This window comes from Oceanisphaera sp. (assembly GCF_048268965.1).
Classification (GTDB): Bacteria; Pseudomonadota; Gammaproteobacteria; order Enterobacterales; family Aeromonadaceae; genus Oceanimonas.
The window spans coordinates 15,516-39,487 of the sequence record NZ_JBLWUK010000023.1; the positions used below are offsets into that span (position 1 = coordinate 15,516).

Annotated in this window: 17 protein-coding genes; 8 read left to right on the forward strand and 9 right to left on the reverse strand. The window is 57.8% G+C overall.

The window, feature by feature from the left end; all coding sequences use genetic code 11:
- The first annotated feature begins 44 nt into the window (after positions 1-44).
- The 3 genes from hrpB to ACN0VL_RS11045 all read left to right on the forward strand — a co-directional run bounded on the left by hrpB (position 45) and on the right by ACN0VL_RS11045 (position 5,606).
- Complete coding sequence (hrpB, locus tag ACN0VL_RS11035) at positions 45-2,477, forward strand: ATP-dependent helicase HrpB (protein ID WP_417617316.1); 2,433 nt, start codon at positions 45-47, stop codon at positions 2,475-2,477.
- A gap of 2 nt (positions 2,478-2,479) precedes the next feature.
- The gene (mrcB, locus tag ACN0VL_RS11040; RefSeq protein WP_417617318.1) at positions 2,480-4,813 is read left to right on the forward strand and encodes a penicillin-binding protein 1B; all 2,334 of its coding nucleotides are present in this window, start codon (positions 2,480-2,482) and stop codon (positions 4,811-4,813) included.
- Between the two features lie 355 nt (positions 4,814-5,168).
- Entirely contained in the window at positions 5,169-5,606 is a 438-nt protein-coding gene (locus tag ACN0VL_RS11045; RefSeq protein ID WP_417617320.1) for a VOC family protein, read from the forward strand.
- Here ACN0VL_RS11045 and hemL read toward each other — a convergent pair.
- Entirely contained in the window at positions 5,603-6,889 is a 1,287-nt protein-coding gene (hemL, locus tag ACN0VL_RS11050; protein WP_417617322.1) for a glutamate-1-semialdehyde 2,1-aminomutase, read from the reverse strand. The two genes, ACN0VL_RS11045 and hemL, sit on opposite strands and share 4 nt — an antisense overlap.
- A 361-nt stretch (positions 6,890-7,250) precedes the next feature.
- On the opposite strand from hemL, the gene ACN0VL_RS11055 reads away from it, so the two are divergent.
- The 4 genes from ACN0VL_RS11055 to ACN0VL_RS11070 all read left to right on the forward strand — a co-directional run bounded on the left by ACN0VL_RS11055 (position 7,251) and on the right by ACN0VL_RS11070 (position 9,074).
- Positions 7,251-7,886 (forward strand): DUF6776 family protein, encoded by a 636-nt coding sequence (locus ACN0VL_RS11055; protein ID WP_417617324.1) that lies wholly within the window; start codon positions 7,251-7,253, stop codon positions 7,884-7,886.
- Between the two features lie 73 nt (positions 7,887-7,959).
- A complete protein-coding gene (erpA, locus tag ACN0VL_RS11060) occupies positions 7,960-8,304 on the forward strand; it encodes an iron-sulfur cluster insertion protein ErpA (RefSeq protein WP_417617373.1) in 345 nt (114 codons plus the stop codon).
- A gap of 15 nt (positions 8,305-8,319) precedes the next feature.
- On the forward strand, positions 8,320-8,643 hold the full coding sequence (locus ACN0VL_RS11065) for a glutaredoxin family protein (RefSeq protein ID WP_417617326.1): 324 nt from the start codon (positions 8,320-8,322) through the stop codon (positions 8,641-8,643).
- Entirely contained in the window at positions 8,640-9,074 is a 435-nt protein-coding gene (locus tag ACN0VL_RS11070; RefSeq protein WP_417617328.1) for an HIT domain-containing protein, read from the forward strand. The genes ACN0VL_RS11065 and ACN0VL_RS11070 overlap by 4 nt, the downstream gene beginning before the upstream one ends.
- A 102-nt stretch (positions 9,075-9,176) precedes the next feature.
- On the opposite strand, the gene ACN0VL_RS11075 is transcribed toward ACN0VL_RS11070, so the two are convergent.
- Positions 9,177-10,466: a peptidoglycan DD-metalloendopeptidase family protein gene (locus ACN0VL_RS11075; protein ID WP_417617330.1), complete on the reverse strand. Its 1,290-nt coding sequence runs from the start codon at positions 10,464-10,466 to the stop codon at positions 9,177-9,179.
- Positions 10,467-10,637: 171 nt separating this feature from the next.
- On the opposite strand from ACN0VL_RS11075, the gene tyrS reads away from it, so the two are divergent.
- Positions 10,638-11,834 (forward strand): tyrosine--tRNA ligase, encoded by a 1,197-nt coding sequence (gene tyrS, locus ACN0VL_RS11080; protein ID WP_417617331.1) that lies wholly within the window; start codon positions 10,638-10,640, stop codon positions 11,832-11,834.
- A 117-nt stretch (positions 11,835-11,951) separates the two neighbouring features.
- Here tyrS and ACN0VL_RS11085 read toward each other — a convergent pair whose 3' ends face one another.
- The 7 genes from ACN0VL_RS11085 to gltB form a co-directional block, all read right to left on the reverse strand.
- Positions 11,952-13,622 carry a cytochrome-c peroxidase gene (locus tag ACN0VL_RS11085; RefSeq protein WP_417617333.1) on the reverse strand — a complete coding sequence of 557 codons (1,671 nt, stop codon included), beginning with the start codon at positions 13,620-13,622 and terminating at the stop codon, positions 11,952-11,954.
- Positions 13,623-14,137: 515 nt separating this feature from the next.
- Positions 14,138-14,767 carry a trimeric intracellular cation channel family protein gene (locus tag ACN0VL_RS11090; protein WP_417617335.1) on the reverse strand — a complete coding sequence of 210 codons (630 nt, stop codon included), beginning with the start codon at positions 14,765-14,767 and terminating at the stop codon, positions 14,138-14,140.
- A gap of 65 nt (positions 14,768-14,832) precedes the next feature.
- On the reverse strand, positions 14,833-15,675 hold the full coding sequence (locus ACN0VL_RS11095) for a cobalamin-binding protein (RefSeq protein WP_417617337.1): 843 nt from the start codon (positions 15,673-15,675) through the stop codon (positions 14,833-14,835).
- Between the two features lie 10 nt (positions 15,676-15,685).
- On the reverse strand, positions 15,686-16,618 hold the full coding sequence (locus tag ACN0VL_RS11100) for a cobalamin biosynthesis protein (RefSeq protein ID WP_417617339.1): 933 nt from the start codon (positions 16,616-16,618) through the stop codon (positions 15,686-15,688).
- Positions 16,619-17,317 carry a 5'-methylthioadenosine/S-adenosylhomocysteine nucleosidase gene (gene mtnN, locus ACN0VL_RS11105; protein ID WP_417617341.1) on the reverse strand — a complete coding sequence of 233 codons (699 nt, stop codon included), beginning with the start codon at positions 17,315-17,317 and terminating at the stop codon, positions 16,619-16,621.
- A gap of 765 nt (positions 17,318-18,082) precedes the next feature.
- Positions 18,083-19,498, reverse strand: a complete 1,416-nt coding sequence (locus tag ACN0VL_RS11110) for an FAD-dependent oxidoreductase (protein WP_417617343.1) — start codon at positions 19,496-19,498, stop codon at positions 18,083-18,085.
- A 12-nt stretch (positions 19,499-19,510) separates the two neighbouring features.
- Positions 19,511-23,968 (reverse strand): glutamate synthase large subunit, encoded by a 4,458-nt coding sequence (gene gltB / locus ACN0VL_RS11115; RefSeq protein ID WP_417617345.1) that lies wholly within the window; start codon positions 23,966-23,968, stop codon positions 19,511-19,513.
- Positions 23,969-23,972 lie beyond the last annotated feature (4 nt).

Genomic DNA, 23,972 nt, shown 5'->3' on the forward strand with positions numbered 1-23,972 from the left:
TCCATTTGGCACAATATAACCGTTTTTAACAGCTAGGTAATCATGTGAATCAGCTTCCTATCGTCGAGGCGCTGCCGCAATTGCAAGCGGCGCTGTCGGCCAATCAGATCATTATTGAAGCGCCGCCGGGGGCGGGCAAGTCCACCTGGTTGCCATTGTGGCTATTAAAGCGAAGCGAAATTGGCGGGCGCATTATCATGCTGGAGCCCAGGCGGCTGGCGGCGCGCAGCATAGCGCAGTACCTGGCGGCCCAGCTGGGAGAACAACCCGGCGAACAAGTCGGCTATCGCATGCGCGGCGAGAACCGCGTTGGCAAGCACACGCGGCTGGAGGTAGTTACCGAAGGCGTGTTGACCCGCATGCTGCAGGCGGATCCCGAGCTGGATAGTATCGACTTGCTGATATTTGACGAGTTTCACGAGCGCAGCCTGCAGGCGGATCTGGCGCTGGCCTTTGCGCTGGAGTGCCAGGCACTGCGTGAGGACTTAAAAATCATCATCATGTCGGCCACCCTGGAAGGGCTGGCGCTGGACACCCTGCTGCCGGAGGCGATGACCGTCCGCAGTGCCGGACGCAGCTTTCCGGTCACAATCAGCTATCAGCCGCGCAACCAGCACAGCCGGCTGGATGAAGCCATGGGCCGCGCTATTTTAACGGCCCTGGAGCAGTATGCCGGCAGCGTGCTGGCATTTTTCCCGGGTGAGCGGGAAATCAAGGCGACCCTGAACTGGCTGGCCGATAAAACCGACACCGGGGTTGAATTCAGGCCCTTGTATGGCCGGCTGTCACTGGCCGAGCAGCAGGCGGCCATTGCACCCGCTGCGGCCGGGCGGCGCAAGGTGGTGCTGGCTACCAATGTGGCGGAAACCTCACTGACGATCGATGGCATCAGCATAGTGGTGGATTCGGGACTGGAGCGACGCGCCGAATTTGAGCCTCAGTCGGGTATGACTCGATTGACGAGCCGGCAGATAGGGCAGGCGTCGGCCACCCAGCGTGCCGGCCGGGCCGGGCGTTTGCAGCCGGGGGCTTGTGTACGGCTCTGGAGTCAGGAGCAGCAAGCACGACTGGCCCCCCGGCGGCCTGCAGAAATCGAACAGAGCGACTTGGCCGGGTTCGTGCTGGAGTGCGCCGCCTGGGGGGCCGAACCCGAACAGCTGCCGCTGCTGACGGTGCCCCCGGCGCCACTGCTGGCGGCGGCGCGCCATCAGCTTGGCGAGCTGGGCTTGCTGGCGGGGTCGCAACTTGCTCCCCTGGGACGGCGGGTATGGCAGCTGGGCTGCGAGCCCTGGTTGGGGCAGTTGTTGCTGAGCGCGCAAGACTGGCAACAACAGGGCTGCAAGGGTGCGCTGGCCGATGCTGTGTATCTGGTTGCCTTGCTGGAAGAGGGGCGGTGGGAGTCAGGCCCCCTGTCGGGGCAACTGCTGGCGCGTCAACGACAGCTGGCCACGGCGGCGCGGCGCTGGTTTACCCGCCTGGGTGAAGCAGAAAGTCGCCCCACTGGGCACTATGCAGGCCCCTTGCTGGCGAATGCCCGCCCCGACTGGGTGGGCTTGTTACGCCAGCAAAGCCGTTATGGTCTGGCCGGCGGCCTGAGTGCGGATGTACCTCAGGGTAGTCCTTTGCAGGGGAAAGCCATGCTGGCCATTGCCGCCCTTGGCCGTAACGATCTGGGGGTATTTATTCAGGCGGCGGAGCCGGTAACTCTGGAGCAGCTACAGGAGTATGTGCCGGAGCGCTTTATCGACCGTGAACAACTGCACTGGGATAATGCCGCCAACCGGGTGCGGGCCGAACGGCAATGGTGCTTTGGCCAGCTGGTCTTGCAACGCGCACCCTTGCAGCACATCAGCCCGGAACAAAAGGCATCCTGTCTGCTGGCAGAGACCAAACGGCGAGGCTGGTCGGCATTGCCACTCGATGAGGCTGCCCAGCAATATTGGCTCAGATTACAGCTCGCCGGACAAAAACTGGCCGATAGCGGCTTCGAGCCTTGTGACGAAAATGTGTGGCTGGAGCAGGCTGAACAATGGCTGTTGCCTTATCTGACGGGGTTGGGGCGCTGGGATGAGCTGGCGAAGCTGAACTGGAGCGAGATATTAAAAAGCCAGCTGGACTGGTCACAACAACAATTGCTGGATACCCTGCTACCCGGCACTGTCACTCTGGCCACCGGCAGCCGGGCGCGAATTCGCTATCGTGCCGAAGGGGATCCTGTGCTACCGGTGCGCCTGCAGGAGATGTTTGGTCAGGCAACCGGGCCAGAGCTGGCCCGGGGCCGGGTGGCACTGGTGCTGGAACTGCTGTCACCCGCCCGGCGGCCACTGCAGATTACCCGGGATTTGGCTGCTTTTTGGGCCGGATCCTATCAGGACGTAAAAAAAGAAATGCGGGGGCGCTACCCTAAGCACCACTGGCCAGACAGCCCTGCCACCACGGCGCCAACCCGGCACACCAAGAGGCATATAAAGCACTGATTATGGCAAAACAGACCCGAACCAGAAAATCGAAGAAAAAGCCCGTCAAGTCGACCCGCAAATGGTGGGGACTGCTGTTCAAGTTGTCTCTGGTATTTGCGGTGCTCATGGGCATCTTCGGTATTTACCTGGACAGCCAGGTAAGAGCACGCTTTGAAGGCCAGAAGTGGGCACTGCCGGCGCTGGTTTATAGCCGGCCGCTGGAGTTGTTCCCCGGCCAGAAGCTCTCTCATGCCCAAATGTTGCGCGAGCTGCAGTTGCTGAACTATCGCAAGGTCGCCAGCCCCAGCCGCCCCGGTGAGTATGCGGTGGCCAGCAATCGCATCGAAATTCATCGGCGCAGCTTTAATTTTTCCGACGGTGCCGAGCAGGCACGACAGATACTGCTGACATTTTCCGGCCAGCGATTACAGCGTATGCAGAACCCGAGCAATGGCCGCGAGCTGGGTTATGCGCGCATGGATCCGGTATTGCTGGACCGCTTGAACGTGGAAAAACGCGAAGATCGTTTGCTGGTGCGTCTGGACCAGGTACCCGAGCTGCTGAAAACGGCGCTGCTCACCGTAGAAGACAAAGACTTTTACGAGCACGACGGGGTTTCGCCGCTGGCCATACTCCGGGCTTTGGTGGTCAACATCAAGGCTGGGCGTACCGTGCAGGGGGGCAGTACCCTGACCCAGCAATTGGCAAAAAACTTCTTCCTGACCCAGGACCGCAGCCTGTGGCGCAAAATCCAGGAAGCCTACATGGCGCTCATCATTGATTTCCGCTACGAGAAAGACGAGATTCTCGAGGCCTATCTCAACGAGGTGTACCTGGGGCAAAATGGAGGGCAGGGGGTATATGGCTTCGGTCTGGCCAGCTATTTTTACTTTGGCCTGCCTCTGAACGAGTTGAACCCGGACCAGATGGCCCTGATGGTGGCACTGGTGAAGGGACCGTCTTATTACGACCCCTGGCGTAATGCCGAGCGCGCGCAAGATCGCCGGGATCTGGTACTGCGTCTGCTGGCCAATGATGGCCATATTGACCGTGAAACGTATGAACGGGCCAGCAATGCACCGCTGCAGTTGATTGAGCGGGGGCGCATGGGATATGGCCGTACCCCGGCCTTCATGGGCCTGCTGCGCCAGGAGCTGCAAGAGCGTTTTGGTGCCGACTTTTTGCGCCAGAACGGCCTTAAAATATTCAGCAGCCTGGATCCCATTGCCCAGCACAGTGCCGAGCAGGCCATTACCGAGCAGCTGAAACAGTTAAGGGCCAACACCAAAAAGCCTGATCTGGAAGCCGCCATGGTGGTCACCAACTGGCGCAAGGGCGAAGTGAGCGCGGTAGTGGGCGGAGCCGACCCCAGTTTTGCCGGTTTCAACCGCGCCCTGGCGGCGCGGCGTCCGATAGGCTCGCTGATCAAGCCTCCTATCTATGCCGAAGCCCTGGCCAGTGGTTTTACGCTGGGCAGTGCCATCAAGGATGAGCCGATCAGTTTGCGCAGTGCCGGTGGGCAGGTATGGCGACCCAATAACTACGACCGCAAGTTTCGCGGCCAGGTGATGCTGGTGGATGCACTGGCCAGGTCGTTAAACGTACCGACCGTGAATCTGGGCATGGCCGTTGGGCTGGACAAGGTGATTGAAGGTCTCCAGCGCATGGGGGTCAGACAGCCCATTCCTGCCTACCCCTCTTTGATGCTGGGTACCCTGGAGCTGACGCCACTGGAGGTGAACCAGTTGTATTTAACCCTGGCCAACCAGGGGCTGTATCAGCCACTGACCTCGATTCGCGCCATTCAGGACGATCAGGGCGAGCTGCTGTATCAGCATAACGCCAAGGCGACTCAGGTATTGGATCCGGAGGCGGGATATCTGGCGCTGTACGCCATGACGCGGGCGGTGGGCGGCGGGACGGCCGCGCACCTGGCGGCGCGTTTTCCCAATCGGGTCATGGCGGGTAAAACCGGTACTACCAACGATTTGCGCGATGCCTGGTATGCGGGGCTGGACAACGAAGAGCTGGCCAGCGTCTGGGTCGGTCGTGACGATAACGGTGTGACCGGGCTGACCGGTGCCAGCGGGGCGCTGCGCGTATATAGCCGCTACCTGGATAGCCGCGGTGTCGACTCGCTGGAGTTGAATGCCCCTGCGGGTATCGAACAGGTGAACTTTGCCTACAGCGATGGCATGCCTGCCGACCCACGTTGTGAGCAAACCCGTCTGCTGCCGGCCAAGACGGCGGGGATGCCGGGAGTTCGAGGGTGTCAGCCCAGCACCCCCTCTCTTCCCGAGGCGAGCGAGCAAATCGGAGACTGGTTAAAGGATATCTTTAACTTCGCACGCTGAACTGATCGTGAAGTGTGAGGGGAGAAGAGTGAGGCGAAAAGCAACTGCAAGCTGACAGCCATCAGCGTTACGCTGTCAGAAAAACAATCAGGGCACCGTGCTTTCTATAAAACAGGCATCTTGACGAAAGTCAGGGGGCCTGTTTTTTTATTTGTGGCTGATAACTGACGACCAAGGGCTTGAAAAACACCGTTTTTTTGTTGGCTTATAACGCGTGTCGCCTGACTGAACCGGTTTTGCCTCTGTTCAGCCCGGCGTTCGGGGCCGCGGTCTCTTTGGCGGATCCCGTGAAACTGACCGCTTAACGCCGTGTTTATCGTATATGCTCAATAGTATGGAAATGGAGGAATTGCTGATGTTTTCTTTTCACCATGTCACCTTGAGTGTGCGCGATTTGCCGGCTTCCGAGGATTTTTACAAGGGCCTGGGATTTGAGGCCGTGTATCGCTGGCAGGATGAGGCGGGTCAGTTACAAATTTGCCATTTACGGCTGGGGCAGGCATTACTGGAGCTTTACTGCTTTCGACCTGAGGATGAAGCGGAAGAGTTGGCGGCTTTTCCACCCTGGGCCAGCGGCTGCCGCTTGGGATTAAGGCATTTTGCCTTGCAGGTCAGTGATTTGGACGAGGCGCTGAGTGCCTTGCATGGCGCCGGCATACTGGCCGAAAAGCCGTCTATAGTGAACGGTCAAACCTGTTCACGCTACGTATTTATTGTTGACCCGGATGGTAACAGTGTCGAGCTGCTCGAAGGGCCGCTGGTAGAGATACAGCAGCCCGAGTCGTCTAATTAGCCTTTCATGGCAGCAAACGCCTGGTCGGCGGCGGCCAGGGTATGGGCAATTTCTTTTTCACCGTGTGCCAGTGACATAAAGCCGGCTTCAAAGGCGCTGGGCGCCAGGTGAACACCCTGATCCAGCATCAGGTGGAAGAAACGCTTGAACGCATCCAGATCACAGCGCGTCACCTGTTCATAACCCTGTATGTCTTTTTCATCGGTAAAGAACAAGCCGAACATGGCGCCCACTTGCGTGGTGGTAAACGGAATGCCGTGCTTGTCGGCGGCCGCCTGCAGGCCATCCACCAGTGCCTTGGTGCTTTGTTCAAGCTGCTCGTGTACGCCAGGCTCGCTAATGGCGTTCAGCGTGGCCAGACCCGCAGCCATGGCCACCGGGTTGCCTGACAGGGTGCCCGCCTGATACACGGGGCCTGTGGGGGCCAGGTGCTCCATGACATCACGACGGCCACCAAAGGCACCGACCGGCATGCCGCCACCAATGATCTTGCCAAGGGTGGTCAAGTCCGGCGTTACACCAAAGCGTTGCTGGGCACCGCCCAATGCCACACGGAAACCACACATTACTTCATCAAAAATCAGCAAGGCGCCGTATTGGTCACAAATGGCGCGCAGCCCTTCCAGAAAGCCGGGAGCAGGCGGAATGCAGTTCATGTTGCCGGCAATGGGCTCGACTATGATGCAGGCAATCTCATCCGGTGCGGCGGCAAAGGCGGCCTTGACCGAGTCCAGATCGTTGAAGGTGGCGGTCAGGGTGTGCTTGGCAAAATCAGCCGGTACACCCGGTGAGTTGGGCTGACCCAGAGTCAGTGCACCCGAGCCGGCCTTGACCAGCAGACAGTCGGCATGACCGTGATAGCAGCCCTCAAACTTCAGAATTTTATCACGATGGGTGAAACCGCGGGCCAGGCGAATGGCACTCATGGTGGCTTCGGTACCCGAGTTCACCATGCGCACCTGCTCCATGGACGGCACCAGCTGATTCACTTTTTCCGCCATGGTCACCTCTACCCCTGTGGGGGCGCCAAAGCTCAAACCACGATCGACGGCTTCAATTACGGCGTCACGCACGACCTTGGCGTTATGACCCAGGATCATCGGGCCCCAGGAGCCGATATAATCGACATATGACTGTCCATCGGCATCAAAAATATAAGCACCGTCGGCGCGCTCGATAAAACGCGGCGTACCGCCCACACCATTAAAGGCGCGTACCGGAGAGTTGACACCACCGGGAATAACGCGGCGGGCCTGGGTAAATAAATCGTCAGACTTGGACATGTGAGCATCCTTTGAAGTGGGTCAATGGCGGCCAGTGCCGCCAAGGTGACCTGACTATATCAAAAACCAGGTCAAGCTTGAATGTCGGCTTGGTTGCCTCGGGGCGAATGTTGCTGGCGCCGAACGGGTGGCTTTGGCACAATTCGCCCCAGGGTGAGGGGGCGACCAGGAGTGGTGATTTTTAACCAGTTGGTGGGTTCCTTATACAAAGCCGTGCTTATGCCATATAGTCACGCTACATGAATAAGCGATTACGCAGTCGCAAGGCACCACCAGCACTGCCCTTCGGGCCCGGTCAAAGGCGTTTATCTCGCACAAGATATCACCGCTAAAAGTCAGCAGGCCCTAACCGGAGTCTATTATGCCGTCGCCGTTCGATCGCCGTTTAATGGTATTATCGATTCTTAGTGTATTGTTGCTGGTAATTTCCGGCTATCTGGGACTGCGTTACTATGAGCAGACACGACTACTGGAGCAGCATCGACTGCAGGCTGAGCGCCATCAGCAAGCATTACTGAAACTGCGTATCGATCTGCAAACCTTGTTAAGTGCCGAGAGCAGTCAGCTGACGCAACTGGAAGTGCAGGCACGACAATTGGCGGAGCAGGCCAGGCAGCTGGCGTTATATCGGCAGGTGCTGGCTCCGGATGGTGGTGTCGAGCTGCTGCTGGCGCAGGAAGACATTATTCCCCAGGCCGAGCCCGGCCTGTTCGCCTACCGTCTGGTGTTGCTGCAGCCTACTCAGATCAGCCACCGAATTACCGGGCAAGCCCGGTTAAAGGTACGAGCGCTGCAAGCCGGGCAATCGGTGCTATTCACCGACGATATGTTGGGTGTGGCGCCGATAACCCTGGATTTTCGGCATTTTCAGGTGATCACGGGGCAGCTGCGCTTGCCCGCCGATAGCCAGGCACAAAGGCTGGAATTACAGTTAATATTGGATAACAAGGCTTCCCGAACCTTGAGCCTCAACTGGCCGGTGTTGGACAATACTTGAACTGTTTACTCGGGTATTAGATAATTTTGGTCAATAACTAAACCAAGAGGTAGTGATGAACCAAGAAGTAATGATGAGCGATGCCATTCCTCTGCCGATCCAGATGAGCGATGCGGCAGCCAATAAAGTTCAGGCCTTGATCAGCGAAGAGGAAAATCCGGATCTGCGCCTGCGGGTATACATTACCGGCGGCGGCTGTTCCGGCTTCCAGTATGGTTTTACCTTCGATGAAAAAACCAATGACGGCGACACCGTTATCGAAAAGAACGGCGTGGTCATGGTCGTCGACAGCATGAGTTTGCAGTATCTGATTGGCGGTACCGTCGATTATATCGATGGTCTGGAAGGTTCCCGTTTTCTGGTGACCAACCCCAATGCAACCAGCACCTGTGGTTGTGGGTCCTCTTTTAGCGTTTAACGGATAAGGCGGCTTATGTCTTTATTTGACTGGCTTAAAGGTTCCGAAGGCGAGCAGAGTTCCGCTCCCGAGGTTGATTCTCAAGATAAGTTGGCCTTCTATCAAAGAGCCTGGTGCCCCTTTTGTGACCGGGTAAAAGGGGTGATCGACGAGCTGGGGTTGACGATTACCGAATGCGATACCAACCAGCCTGAGCATTTGCAGGCGTTAATGGCCGGTGGTGGTCAGCGTATGGTGCCTTGTCTGCGGATAGAGCAGGAGCCGGGACAATATTTCTGGCTCTATGAGTCTGCGGATATCATTGCCTATTTACGCCAACACGCCGAGGCGTTGCGGTGAGCGAATTTCAGTTACATCCGCAGCTGGCCACCGATACGGTATTGCTGGGCGAGCTGCCACTGAGCCTGGTGTTGCTGGCTAAAGACAGCCAGTACCCCTGGCTGATCCTGGTGCCCAGGCGGGCAGGGATCCGTGAAATACACTGGCTGACCGGTGACGAACAACAGCAGCTGATGCGTGAGTCTTGCGCTTTGGCTCAATTGATGGAAACCGAGCTGGCCGCCGATAAAATCAATGTGGCGGCACTGGGTAACATGGTGCCTCAGTTGCATCTGCATCATATAGCGCGCTTCACGACCGATGCCGCCTGGCCTGCCCCGGTGTGGGGCAAACGACCGGCGCAGGCCTATGCCAGGCTGGGCGATGAGGTTGCCCGATGGCAGCAGCGTTTGAGCGCGATTGACGGTTTTACTGTCACTGGTGAACGGTAAATGGTGAGGGGTCAGGTGTAAAACACCAGACCTGCAGACGCGGACTACCTCTCACTCCTCACCCCTCACTCCTCACTCCTTACGACCTAGCCTTCACCGTTTCTAGAGCTGGTTGTTCGCCAGCATAATGCTACTGACCTTGTTCAGCTGTGCCATCAGCTTATTCGCGTTGGGCTTGAACCGGGCCAGTTCGTTTGGCGATAAAAACGCCGCCTGAGGCAGGTCGACGCTTTTCGGGTCTTTGTGTACCCCATTAACCAGAAACTCGTAATGCAGATGAGGGCCGGTCACTCGTCCGGTGGCGCCTACTGTTCCAATTTGTTGTTCCTGCTGTACCTTTTCCCCTTTTTTCACCATGCGCTTGTGCAAGTGCAGATATTTGGTGAGGTAGGTGCTGTCGTGACGGATCACCACATAATGGCCGTTAAAGCGGTTAAATCCCGACTCTAATACCACGCCGCTACCGGCGGCCAGCACTGGGGTACCGGTACGCGCCGCGTAGTCTATGCCCCGGTGCGGACGTACTTGCCCGGTCACCGGATGCAGGCGGCGAGGGTTGAAGTTGGAGCTGATATGGGAGAAGTTAACCGGGGCCCGCAGGAAGCTCTTGCGCATGGCGCGGCCTTCGGGAGAGTAATAGTTGCCATCACTATGGCGGATGGCCTGATAGACCTTGCCCTGATTGATAAACTCGGCGGCCAGAATATGGCCGGTATCCACCTTGATGCCCTCTTTGTAACGTTGCTCATAGAGCACGGTGAAGCTGTCATTGGCGCGAATGTCGAAGGCAAAGTCCAGATCCCAGGCAAACATGGCGGCCAGGCTCATGATCTGGCTCGGCGACAATCCTGCACTGACTCCGGCCTTCCAGAAATTGGATCTGACGGTGGCCTGGGCATACTGGACTCTGTGCTCCAGCTCGGCGCTGATTATCCGGCTGTTTAACCCTTGGCCAGTGCGGCGAATATCAAGGGTACGGGCGGCGTCCAGCGGATAGCGCAAACCGGAGAATTCGCCTTTGTTGTTAAAAGAAAAGATGAGCTGCTGGCCGGGGTAAATTTTCTGCAGCTCTTCAACCGGTTTACCCAGCTCGTTGATCTCGAGCAGCAGGCTGGAAGGCAGGCCGTTGCGGGCAAAAATAGCCGAGAGCGTATCTCCGCTGCGGATGCTGACCATGCGATCGTGAAGAGAATGCTGTTCTGTGGCGACAGGCATATCGTCCAGCGCCAGCTCCAGAGACTGGCGTTCGCCGATGGGCAGGCCTGATGCCGGTTGTGAGCGACTGGCCAGCACAGCTTCAGTCGGTGCCATCAGCAAGACCCCTACCATGAGGCTCAGCAGGGTGATGGCCACTTGGTGTTGGCGAGGCAACCGCTTGAGGAGGTTAATCATGAGACGCCAATACTCTTCCTTGAATGTATGGATTTTACATTCTTTCCAATTTATCCGCCATTCCAGTAATATGCTCACCTTATTTTGTTTGGTTTGTCTACATAGCCGTTTCGAATAGCAGCGAGCATTCAGAACAGCTATTTAGGTGCACAGCACAGGAGTAGAGTGGTCATGTCTCAGCTAGAAACGGCATTAGCGGAAATCAAACGCGGTGTTGAAGAAATATTGGTCGAAGAAGAGCTCGTTGCCAAGTTAAAACTGGATCGTCCCCTGCGGGTAAAGTTGGGTATGGACCCGACTGCACCTGACATTCACCTTGGACATACGGTGATCCTGAACAAGCTGCGCCAGTTTCAGGATCTGGGCCATGAGGTGTTGTTATTGATTGGCGACTTTACCGCCCAGGTTGGCGATCCTAGCGGCAAGAACAGTACGCGTCCGCCATTGAGCCCCGAGCAGGTGGCCGATAACGCCAAAACCTATGCCGAACAGGCATTCAAGGTGCTGGACGCGGACAAAACGCAAATTGTGTATAACTCCAGCTGGCTGGGCGAGCTGGGCGCCACCGGCATGATCAAACTGGCGTCCAAGCTGACCGTGGCGCGTATGTTAGAGCGGGACGACTTCAAGAAGCGCTATGGCTCTGGCCAGTCGATTGCCATTCACGAATTCATGTATCCCTTGCTGCAGGGTTACGACTCGGTCGCACTGAAAGCCGATATCGAGCTGGGCGGTACCGATCAGAAGTTCAACCTGCTGATGGGTCGTGAGCTGCAAAAGGACGCCGGCCAGTCACCACAGGTGGTGCTGACCATGCCGTTGCTGGAAGGTCTGGATGGCGTGAAGAAAATGTCCAAGTCGGCCCATAACTACATAGGTGTGGATGAGGCGCCCGGTGAGATGTTCGGCAAAATCATGTCGCTGTCGGACGAGTTGATGTGGCGCTACTTCGAGCTGTTGTCTCGTCGCAGCCTGGAAGAGCTCGCCGCCCTTAAACAGCAAGTGGCCGAGGGGGCCAACCCGCGCGATATCAAGATCCTGCTGGCCAAGGAAATCATCAGCCGCTATCACGATGAGGCGGCCGCCGAGCAGGCGCATCAGGACTTTGTGCAGCGTTTCCAGAAAAATGCCATTCCCGACGACCTGCCGGAAGTCACCCTGAATGCCGGCGCCGACGGCATGGCCATTGCCAATCTGCTGAAAGAAGCGGGTCTGGTGGGCTCCACGTCTGAAGCCTTGCGCATGATCAAACAGGGTGCGGTCAAGATCGACGGCGACAAGCTGGAAGACGGCAAGCTGCTGGTACAGGCCGGTGAGGCGGTCTATCAGGTTGGCAAGCGCAAGTTTGCCAAGGTGACCCTGGCCTGACGCTGATGATTGATTGAGTCGATAAAAAGGCCTCCGTTACGGAGGCCTTTTTTGTTACCAAATAGTGGTCACTATCCCACTACACAAACGGACTATCTGTCATGCTGCACCTGACGGCTAGCGCTCGGTACGGCTCCGTCTTTCTGGTCTCGTGCTGGTTGTTGGCGGACGCTCAACCACTCGCTGATCGTCGAAGGTTCTGAGGTAGGCGACGATCGCCTGCTCGTCACAGCTGCTGAGCCCCAGGTTGCCCGTCACAAAACCAATAGAGATTGCATTGGTATGGCCAGGAGCAGGCCAGCAGGCAGGAAGGCCATCAGCCCCCATTGCTTGTGCTTCGGTGACAATATCGTCTGCACAGCGTGGAACCCCACTACTGCTAACATCCGACGTATTGTAGAAATGCACCAGGCTCTCCAAACTCTTGAACCAGCCGTTGCTGAGATAGGCCTTTACAAAGTCGGGTTCGCCGTCAGGGGCCTTGGCCACATTACGCAGAGTAGGGGTTTTAATCAGCCCGATATCCGCCTCTTCTCCGGTGTGTCCGGCCAGGCCGAGGGCCGATTCAACAACGCCGGGGATCTCATAATTCACCGGCGCGCCGATATTGTGATAGGCATGATCCGCATAAGTCTGTAGCGGCTCGCTACCATCATCACCCGGATTATTGGCATGACAGGCAACACAACGGGCACCCGGCTTGGGGTTGTCTGCGGTAATGACCGTCTTCGTACAGGAGTTAAAAGCTCCTGCTGGTACTGGGCCGAATGAATAGAACAGGTCGTGTCCCCAGTTTTCCTCCTCGGTCAGCATTGCCAACGGGAAGCGTCCGAACTCCCCCTGTTGCTTCTCAGCGCAGGATGCACCTAAATCATCGGGGGCGAGCCCGAATCTGGACAAGATACTTTCAACTTCTCCCTGCTCCAAGTTTCCGGCCCAGGGGAGTGCCTTTATCTCGTCTAAAGACATACAAGTCAGCTCGGCACGCAATGCATTATCGCGTCTGGAGCTGAAGGAGTTGACCTCGGGAGAGTCCTGATAGGCCGCCAGTGCCACTGCGATGCGCTTGAAGCTGGTACGGTAGGTGGCATTGCTACAGATGATAGGTTCACCCCAGGCCTTCGCAAACAGGTGAGCATAATCTCCCCTCTCAACATGCCGGCAAACGCCTTTTTCGCGGGTATTTTGCTCAACCGGGTTGGTAAAGGGGTTCAGCGCCTGATCCGCTACCGGCCCCAGATAACCTCTTACTGTCTGCTCAAAGAGGGTCAGATCCGGGTCATCTTCAGTTACCCCCAGCACATCGGCCAGATAGATATGCTCGGTGGCGCCATCCGGATACAGTGGATCGTCCCCCTCGGCACGGCCATCCCAGAAGGCCCCGCCAACCAGGATGGGAAACGGGAGGAAGGGGTTCTCAACTTCGGCAAACGGGGGGATCAGGGTCGCGTAGGCATTGGTTGGCGGCCTCAACCCCCCTCTGGCCTCCGGATCATGGTGAAAGGCTGCGCCTGGCATAGCGACTTCAACCTCGTTGACTGCCGATGAGGGGCCGGTCCACCCGGTCGAGGGATCGTGGCAGCTGGAGCAGGATTGCTCCCCTCTGGGCTGGGAAATGGGGTCAAAGAATACTCTTTTACCCAGCTCGGTCAGGGCTTCAATTCGCTCGCTGTCATCTAAAGCAACGTTGGCCTCTGCCTGACTGGGCATCAGGCTCAAGGCACTCGCAAGCACGGAGAGCGTCACTGCTCCCGCAATCGCTGATGCCCGAAATGTTGTTGTGGTCATCACTGTTTCTCCTTAAAAGTAATATCTACAACACCCTCTCTATTACGGCTGTAACGAGATGTCATGATTGCGTGCCTGCCTGCGGCTATTCCCTATGAATGACAGCTATGCCACCAGAAAAACATTTCCTTTTATTGAGTTTGAAAATCAATAACCCATAACCCATCCAATAAAAATATACGAAGCCATCCGCACTGGTGATGCACTATGTTCTTGAGCATTAATATTTTGTTGCACCAATAAAGGTGTAAAGCCTCCCTGTTTCCATCCGCTTAAACGTTTATTAAGTGTTGGTTGAAAGTCGGGAATTTACAAGGAAGCGACAGGACAGCAGGGCCCAGGACTGGGTGCAGCTATGACTTGCTCCCCTCCTGGTGAGGGACTCACCAGGAGGGATTCAGAAGGATAACGGGGTCTTGCGCGGAGCCTGGTGCATGAAGGTATGCACGGAGTGACGGAGGAGCAGGCTAGTTTCCTCCTGGGTATTGCGAAATCGTCTGCCGGCGCTGGCTGTGTCAGCGGTGCAGCGAAAAGGCCGGTAATGACAGGTGCCAGCGAATGGCGGCCACGCGCAGCACAAAGGTGCCCAGCATGCCGAACACGGTCGCCAGCAGGGGAGTGATGCCCAGCTCCAGGGAAAGGGTATACAGAATACCGCCCAGGATGCAGGCGGTGGCGTAAATTTCGCGCTGCAGCACCATGGGCACCTCACGGGCCAGCACATCGCGGATCATGCCCCCGGCCACGCCGGTAATCACCCCCATCACCACGGCCACCATGCCGGAAGTACCATATTTGAGTGCCTTTTCGGTGCCGATAATGGTAAAGATGGCCAGGCCGAATGCATCGGCCAGCGGCAGAATATACCAGGGTAGTCGGCGTGGCAGCTTGGCAATGTATTGCCCCAGCAGGGCAGTCACGAGTATCACCCACAGATAAAGGGTGTCTACCGTCCAGAAGACGCTTTCTGCGCCTATGATCAAATCGCGTATGGTGCCGCCGCCAATGGCGGTTACCGCGGCCAGCACGATAACGCCAAAGCCGTCCATGCGCAGTCGGCCGGCCACTAACACCCCGGAAAAAGCGAATACAGCGGTACCGAATATATCACTCCAGTAAAAAACGGACTCAACCAGGGGCTGCATTAACTTTTCACCTCATATAGAAAGGATGTCATGAAATAGAGGCCGGGCAGGAACATCATGCGTGTTTAATGCCCTGCCCGGACCGTGTCCAGTTGCCGGCATAGCTGGCGGATCCCGACAGGAGAGCGGGGGGTAAAGCGATGCAGCAGATTGGCATCTATGGTCAGCAAGTGGCTCTGTGCCACGGCCTTCATGGCTGGCCATTGGTACCAGAGTGTCAGTTCTTCGGTATCTGCCGCTACTATCGCTTGCGGGTCTTGTGCCAACACCTGCTCGGCATTCACCAGCGGGTAGGGCGCCGGGCTGTCGGCCATGATATTGACTCCACCACACAAGCTAACCGCCTGCCCCATCCAGGTGCGGCTATTGGCCGACATCAAGGGGGTGCTGGCAATTTGATAAAACACCGTCACCGGGCTGGCATCCCGGTAGTCTTGTTCAAGCTGCTTTATCTGCTGTCGATAGTCGTTGGCCACCTCGGTCGCTTGTTGCTGATGGCCGGTCAGCCGACCCAACTGCTGTAACTCGTCACCCAGTTCGGCAAAGGTGGCCGGCGCCGAATAAAAAACGGCAATCCCCAGCTGCTCCAGTGGTTGCACCATTTGCTGTTGTGCATTGCCCCAGGCCACCACCAGATCCGGTTGCAAGGCCAGCAGCTGCTCCATATTAAGCGAACGATAATTGGCGACTCTGGGCAACTCAAGTGCGGCGGCGGGATAGTCACTGGACTCATCAACGGCGACCACCTGGTTACCCGCCCCAATCGCAAACAGCATTTCGGTAATGTGCGGGGCCAGGCTGATCACGCGCTCAGCAGGCGCTGGCTGAGTGTCCTGTGCCAGTACCAGACTGCTGAACAGCAGCGGCGAGAGCAGAACCGGCAGTAACCGATAGCTGAAATATGGCATGACAAGAGCCTTAACCATGGAACAAGGGCACCAGGGTGACGGTCCAGGCCAGTGACAGCCAAAACAATAATGCCATCACCAGCCGCCACAACAAGGCGCGAGTAGATGCCTCATCAAGGTAATGCTTGCTGCCAAGCTTGGGATAATAGTCGGTGGCGTCGGTATAGCGTCGCGGGCCGCCCAATCCGGCATCGACACCCGCGGCGGCCACCGCCAGCAGGCGGCCACTGGCTGGATAGCCCCATAACCTGCCTTGTGGCCAGGCCTTGATGGCGCGCAGTGAGCCCGGGTAAATCAGCAAGGTCAGCGCCAACAGCTGAAACGGCAGCCAGGCCATGGCGCGATATAACCATGACGGGGCCAGGCCGAAGGCGCGCCACTGTACCAGTTTGAATGGCCAGGCCTGTACGCTATAACGCAGCACGGCAAACAGCAGGGCGCCATAAATGCCGGCAAACAGATACCAGCACAGCAGCGCCATGTCCGCGGCCAGGCGCAATACCGTCATTTCTGCCATTGCCTTGTACAGGCCCAGGGGAGAAAGCGGATCGGTCTGGCGCAAACACAGGGGAGTCAGCGTGAGCCGGGCCAGTGACTTTTGCTGCTCACTTTGCCGCAGGCAGTGAGGCAAGGCCCGGCTCAGTCGGCCCAGGTCCAGACAGCACCATAGCAGTAACGGCTCGAGCAGGGCGGGCCAGGGTGACAGCACGGTCAACGCCCAATAGGTGGCGGCCAGCGGCACCAGTAAACAGAGCAAGGTAGCGGCACCTGCCAGCCTGAGATAGCGGACACCGTAACGTTCGCCATTAAGGCGGCCGCCCAGCAGCTGCAAGCCCTGAGTCAGCAGCTGTTGCACACGAGTCGCAGGCAACAGCAAGCTCAGCAGTATGGCAATACTGAGTAGAGAGACGGGCTGCTCTAGCAGCGACAGGTAATCCATCATTTAATCTGGCATGCGGGCTATCATGGCCAGCACCATGGCACTGGAGTGCTTGGCAGCCACTTCCAGAAAAGCCTCAAACGATTCGGCCTGTTCCTTGCCGGCAATATCGGACAGGGCACGGACCACCACAAAAGGCACCTTGAACTGGTGGCACACCTGACCCACGGCACCAGCTTCCATTTCACAGGCTTTCATCAGCGGAAACTGGGTCACGGCCTTTTGTAGCTGATCGTCGCGGTGCATGAACTGATCGCCGGTACATATCAGACCGACTGCCGAATTAATCTCACTCTGCTCGGCCAGGCAATCCTGCGCCAGCGTCACCAACTCGGCATCGGCCACAAACGCCGCTGGCTGCTGAGCCATCTGGCCTATCTCATAGCCGAAGGCAGTCACGTCTACATCGTGAAAGCGGACTTCGCTGGAGATAACCACATCCCCCACATGCAGTGCCGGATCGAAGCCGCCAGCCGAACCGGTATTGATCACGGCCTTGGGCGAGAAGCGCTCCAGCAGCAGGGTGGTCGCAATACTGGCGGCTACCTTGCCAATACCCGAGCGCGTAATCACCACTTCTTTGCCCGACAGGGTACCCTGATAGAATTCGCAGCCCGCCACGGTAATGGTCTGGGTATTTTCCAGTTTGGCACGAAGTACGGCAACTTCCTGCTCCATGGCGCCAATAATGCCGATAGTCATAAGGGATTCTCTCGCAACGAAAATAATAAAAGAGTTTATCACCATCCTCGCCAAAGGCCGACCCGAGATAGCAAGTGATACCAAACAGATTAAATAGCAGATCTATTTTCTTGCTCTATAAAAGTCGGACAAAGGGCCTACTCCACCGACACGCTGCAAGCACATCCATGTGACGCTCAGCACATGACGTCCCTGTCATGTGATGGTCGGCGGAGGAGATCCCTTCATCCGACCCTATGCTATAGAGTCGCCTGTGGGGACGGCTTATACCAAACAGATTAAATAACAGATCTATTTTTTGCTCTATAAAGGTTGGATAAAGGGCCTCCTCCACCGACACGCTGCAAGCACGTCCATGTGACGCTCAAACACATGACGTCCTTGTCATGTGATGGTCGGTGGAGCAGCTCCCTTCATCCTCCTTGATGCTACGGAGTGGCCTGTTCGTACTGCCTGCAGGCAACTCGGTGCTTGAGAGGAGGCAGCAGAGATCGCCTCCCACGACCGTGAAATGCCAGGGATGGCATTTCCCGAGCCCTCAGGGATGAGTTTATGGCGTGTCGTGGGAGGTGGCTGTGGTGCCTCCAGTATTCAGGTTCAAAGGTGATCAGATCTTTACTGAAATTGGTATTACAGACAACTCGGTGTACCAGAAGAGGGAACAGAGATGGCCTCCCACGACCGTGATATGCCAGGGAGGTGTGTTTTGCGGATAAATTAAAAGGCCGCTCATAGAACGGCCTGTGACTGCAGAGTGAAGCAGGCTTACACCCCGATATAGTCCATGATGCCTTCGGCGGCTTTACGGCCTTCGGCGATGGCGGTGACCACCAGATCCGAACCCCGTACGGCGTCGCCACCGGCGAAAATCTTGGCATTGGTGGTTTGAAAGGCGAACTCGGCCTGCTCGGGAGCGACAATGCGGCCCCACTGGTCGGCCTCGATGCCAAACTCCTGCAGCCAGGGTTGATCGTGAGGCTGAAAGCCGAACGCCATGATCACCGCGTCGGCGGGCAACACCTGCTCGGAACCGGCTACCGGCTCCGGACGGCGGCGACCGTTGGCATCGGGCTCGCCCAGCTGGGTGGACACCACCTCGACGCCGCTGACCTTGCCGTTGGCGTCGATCTGCACGCCGGTCGGCTGCAGGTTGAACATGAAGTTCACCCCCTCTTCCCTGGCATTCTGCACCTCGCGGCGTGAGCCGGGCATATTGGCTTCGTCCCGGCGATAGGCACAGACCACGTCTGCGGCCCCCTGACGAATAGAGGTTCGTACACAGTCCATGGCGGTATCGCCGCCACCCAGCACCACCACTTTCTTGCCGGCCATGTCGATATAGTCGGAGGCCTGTTTTTCGAAACCCAGTACCCGATTGGCGTTGGCGATCAAAAACGGCAGCGCATCATAAACTCCCTCGGCATCTTCGTTGGTCAAGCCACCCCGCAGAGACTTGTAGGTACCCACCGCCAGAAAGACCGCATCGTAATCGTCGAGCAGAGACTGAAAGCCGACGTCTTTGCCCACTTCGGTATTGAGTCGGAATTCGATGCCCATGTCGGTAAATATTTCCCGGCGATTGCTCATCACCGATTTTTCCAGCTTGAAAGAAGGAATACCGAAGGTCAGCAGGCCACCGATTTCTGGATAACGGTCAAACACCACAGGGGTGACGCCGTTACGCGACAGCACGTCGGCGCAGGCCAGACCCGCGGGGCCGGCACCAATGACGGCCACCTTGCGATCGGTTTTCACCACATTGGACATGTCCGGGCGCCAGCCCATTTCGAAGGCCTTGTCGGTAATGTATTTCTCGATATTACCTATGGTCACGGCACCAAATTCGTCGTTAAGCGTACAGGCGCCTTCACACAATCTGTCTTGTGGACAGACCCGGCCACAGACTTCAGGCAGGCTGTTGGTCTGGTGACACAAGTCAGCCGCCTCGAAGATGCGCCCCTCGTTGGCCAGTTTCAGCCAGTTGGGAATATAATTGTGTACCGGACACTTCCACTCGCAGTAAGGGTTGCCGCAATCCAGGCAGCGGTCGGCCTGCATCTCGACCTGATTGTCGGAAAAGGGCTCGTAGATTTCCACGAACTCGATCTTACGGGTGCTGATCGGCTTCTTGGCCGGGTCGACACGTTGCACATCTATAAACTGAAATACGTTCTGACTCATCACAATCTTCCTTTACTGCGCGTGGACCCGCAGCTCTGCGGTGGAACGGCTCTGATGACCTAACAAAGAAGTCACATCGCTGGATTTGGGTTTAACCAACCGGAACTTGGGCAGGTACTGGCCGAAGTTGGCCAGGATCTGCTGGGCGCGTTGACTGCCGGTTTCCTGCAGGTGCTGGGTGATAATGCCGCGCAGATGTTCCTGATGGATCATCAGTTCGTCCAGCTCCAGCAATTCCACCAGCTCAAAGTTGGTTTTCAGCTCGAAGTCGTTCTCTTCGTCCAGCACATAGGCAAAGCCCCCGGTCATGCCGGCGGCAAAGTTAACGCCGGTGGAACCCAGCACTGTGACTATGCCGCTGGTCATGTATTCGCAGCCGTTGTCACCCACGCCTTCTACCACGGCTATGGTGCCCGAGTTACGCACCGCGAATCGTTCACCGGCTCGGCCCGCCACGTAGAGGTAGCCACCGGTGGCGCCGTACAGGCAGGTGTTACCGACCAGGGTGGCTTCATGGGAGGAGAAGGCCACGCCGACATGGGATTTGATCACCAGCTTGCCGCCGGTCATGCCCTTGCCCACATAGTCGTTGGCATCACCGGTCAGGATCATCTCCAGACCGCCTGCGTTCCAGGCGCCGAAGCTCTGGCCGGCGGTGCCATCCAGATGGATACGAACCGGATCCGCCGCCATGCCCTGATTGCCGTGACGCAGGGCGATTTCGCCGGACAGCCGCGCCCCCACAGAGCGGTCGGTATTGCGAATGTGGTAGTAGAAATCGCCACCACCGCTGGTTTCCACCGCGCTCAGGGCATCTTCGGTGATCTTCAGGTTGAGCAACCCCTTGTCGACATTGGGGTTACCCTCCTGGCAGAACACGCCCAGGCCCGGCTTGGGTTCGGGTCTGGCCATGATGCCGGACAAGTCCAGTTTCTGCTGCTTGGCGGTCAGGCCCGGCAGTATCTCCAGCAGGTCGGTGCGGCCGATGAGGTCGGTCAGCTGGGCCACGCCCAACAGCGCCATCAGCTTGCGGGTTTCTTCGGCGATGAACCTGAAGTAGTTCTCTACCATCTCGGGCAGACCAAGGAAGTGGTCCCGGCGCAGTTTTTCATCCTGAGTGGCCACGCCGGTGGCGCAGTTATTCAGATGACAAATACGCAGATACTTGCAACCCAGAGCGACCATGGGGCCGGTACCGAAGCCGAAGCTCTCGGCACCCAGAATGGCGGCCTTGACGATATCGAGACCGGTTTTCAGGCCGCCGTCCACCTGCAGCCGTATCTTGTGGCGCAGGCCGTTGGCCACCAGTGCCTGCTGGGTTTCGGCCAGTCCCAGCTCCCAGGGGGAGCCGGCATACTTGACCGAAGACAGCGGGCTGGCGCCGGTGCCGCCATCGTAGCCGGAGATGGTGATCAAATCCGCATAGGCCTTGGCCACACCGGTGGCGATGGTGCCGACGCCGGGCTCGGAGACCAGCTTGACCGACACCAGACAGCCGGGGTTGATCTGCTTGATGTCGAAGATCAGCTGGGCCAAATCCTCGATGGAATAAATATCGTGGTGCGGCGGGGGGGAAATCAGGGTCACGCCCGGTACCGCATAACGCAGTTTGGCGATTTCCGCCGTCACCTTGTGGCCGGGCAGCTGACCACCTTCGCCGGGCTTGGCACCCTGAGCCACCTTGATCTGAATGACTTCGGCGTTCATCAGGTAGTGGGGCGTTACCCCGAAGCGACCGGAAGCCACCTGCTTGATCTTGGAGTTCTTCAAGGTATTGAAGCGACGAGCGTCTTCACCGCCCTCGCCGGAGTTGCTCTTGCCGCCGAGACGGTTCATGGCGATGGCCAGTGACTCGTGGGCCTCCGGGCCCAGGGCGCCGATGGACATGGCGGCGCTGTCGAAGCGGGGGAACAGCTCACTGGCCGGCTCTACTTGATCCAGCGGGATACTCTGGCCGTTGGGCTTGAGGGCCAGCAAGTCGCGCAGCATGGCGGCCGGACGCTCGTTGACCAGCTTTGAATACACCCGGTAGTCATCGTAGTTGCCGGAGCGCACCGCGGTTTGCAGACTGGTGACCACATCCGGGTTATAGCTGTGGTATTCGCCATCGTGGACATACTTGAGCAGCCCCCCCTGATTGAGGGGCTTGCGGGCAATCCAGGCCACCCGGCTCAGGTTGAACAGATCCTGCTGGAAGTCCTCGAAAGAAGCCCCTTGTACCCGGCTGGACACGCCCTTGAAGCACAGCTCTATCACCTCCGGATGCAGGCCGATGGCTTCAAACAGCTGCGAGCAGCGGTAAGAGGCGATGGTGCTGATGCCCATCTTGGACATCACCTTGTACAGGCCCTTGTTGATGCCGTTGCGGAAGTTGAGCAGCGCCTCGCGCAGGGGCATCTTGAGTACACCGTCTTCCACCATGCGGCCCAGAGTCTCGTAGGCCAGGTAAGGGTAGATGGCGGTGACGCCGAAGCCGAGCAACACGGCAAACTGGTGCGGATCCCGGGTGCTGGCGGTTTCCACTATGATGTTGGAGTCGCAGCGCAGGTTGTGTTCGACCAGGGTGTGCTGCACGGCACCGGCGGCCATGGCGGCCGGAATCGGCAGCTTATCCTTGCTGATATTACGGTCGCTCAGCACCAGCAGTACGGTGCCGGTTTCAACGGCGGTTTTGGCTTGCTCACACAGACGCACTATGGCGGCCTGCAGGCCTTCTTCCGGTGCGAAGTTCAGATCCAGCACCGTATGCTTGTGGTGGGTCTGTTCCAGGCTCATCAGCTGATGAAAGTCGGAATACAGCAGAATGGGCGACTCGAACTGCACCCGATGGGCGTGGCCATGGGTCTCGTTGAACACGTTCTGCTCGCGGCCAATCAGGGTGGCCAGCGACATGACGTGGTTCTCCCGCAGCGGATCGATGGGCGGGTTGGTAACCTGGGCAAACATCTGGCGAAAGTAGTCATACAGGGAGCGAGGCTTGCTGGACAGCACCGCCATGGGGGCGTCGTCACCCATGGACCCGACCGCTTCCTGGCCGTTTTCGCCCATCACTCGAATCACTTGTTCCAGCTCTTCCATCGAATAGCCGAACAGCTTCTGATAGATGCGCAGGGTGTCGGCGTCCAGTTCGGACCTGCCAGCCTGATCATCGGGCAGGTCTTCGAAACGGATCAGGCGACGCTTGTGCTTGGTCATCCATTCTTTATAGGGGTGGCGAGACTTGAGATCGTCGTCGATCTCGAAGCTGGTCCAGATTTTTCCTTTGGCAGTATCCACCACGAACAGCTCGCCCGGGCCGACTCGGCCCTTTTCGAGCACTTCGTCCGGGGTGTAGTCCCAGATACCGATTTCGGAGGCCAGGGTGATAAAGCCGTCTTTGGTGCGCACGAAGCGAGCCGGACGCAGGCCGTTACGGTCCAGGGCGCAGGCGGCGAAGCGGCCGTCGGACATCACTATGCCGGCGGGGCCATCCCAGGGCTCCATGTGCATGGAGTTGAAGTCGTAGAAGGCACGCAAGTCTTCGTCCATCGCCGGATTTTTCTGCCAGGCGGGCGGGATCAGCATGCGCATGGCACGGAACAGGTCCATGCCACCGGCCAGAAACAGTTCCAGCATGTTGTCCAGGCTGGAGGAGTCGGAGCCATCTGTGTTGACGAAAGGGGCGGCATCGCTCAGGTCCGGCAGTAAGGGGGAGCCAAACTTGTAGGCCCGGGCCTGGGCCCAGCGGCGGTTACCACCTATGGTATTGATTTCGCCGTTGTGGGCCAGAAAACGGAACGGCTGCGCCAGCGGCCAGCGGGGCTGGGTATTGGTGGAAAAGCGTTGGTGGAATACGCAGATGGCCGATTGCAGGCGAATGTCTGCCAGGTCCAGATAGAAGCGGGGCAAGTCGGCGGGCATGCACAGCCCTTTGTAGGTCATCACCAGGTTGGACAGGCTGACCACATAGAAGTATTCGTCCTTGATACGCTTTTCGATACGCCGCCGCACTATATAGAGGCGACGTTCGATATCATTGACCACCCAGCCGGCGGGAGCATTGACGAACACCTGCTCGATACGGGGCAGCGAGGCCTTGGCGATGTCACCCAGCACCTGGGTATTTACCGGTACTTCTCGCCAGCCCACCAGACTCAGGGTTTCTTTTTCCAGCTCTTCGTTGACTATTTTTCGGCTCTGTTCTGCCAGTATCGGATCCGGATTGAGGAACATCATGCCGACGGCATATTTGCGACCCAGATTCCATCCTTTGTCTTGAGCGACAGCACGAAAGAAGCTGTCGGGTTTTTGCATCAACAGGCCGCAACCGTCGCCGGTTTTACCATCGGCGGCGATACCGCCGCGGTGTTGCATGCGATCCAGTGCCGAAATGGCGAGACGGACCAGCTTGTGGCTGGCTTCGCCTTCTGTATGGGCGATGAGTCCGAAACCACAGTTATCCTTCTCAAGCCTAGGGTCATAAAGAGACATTGCA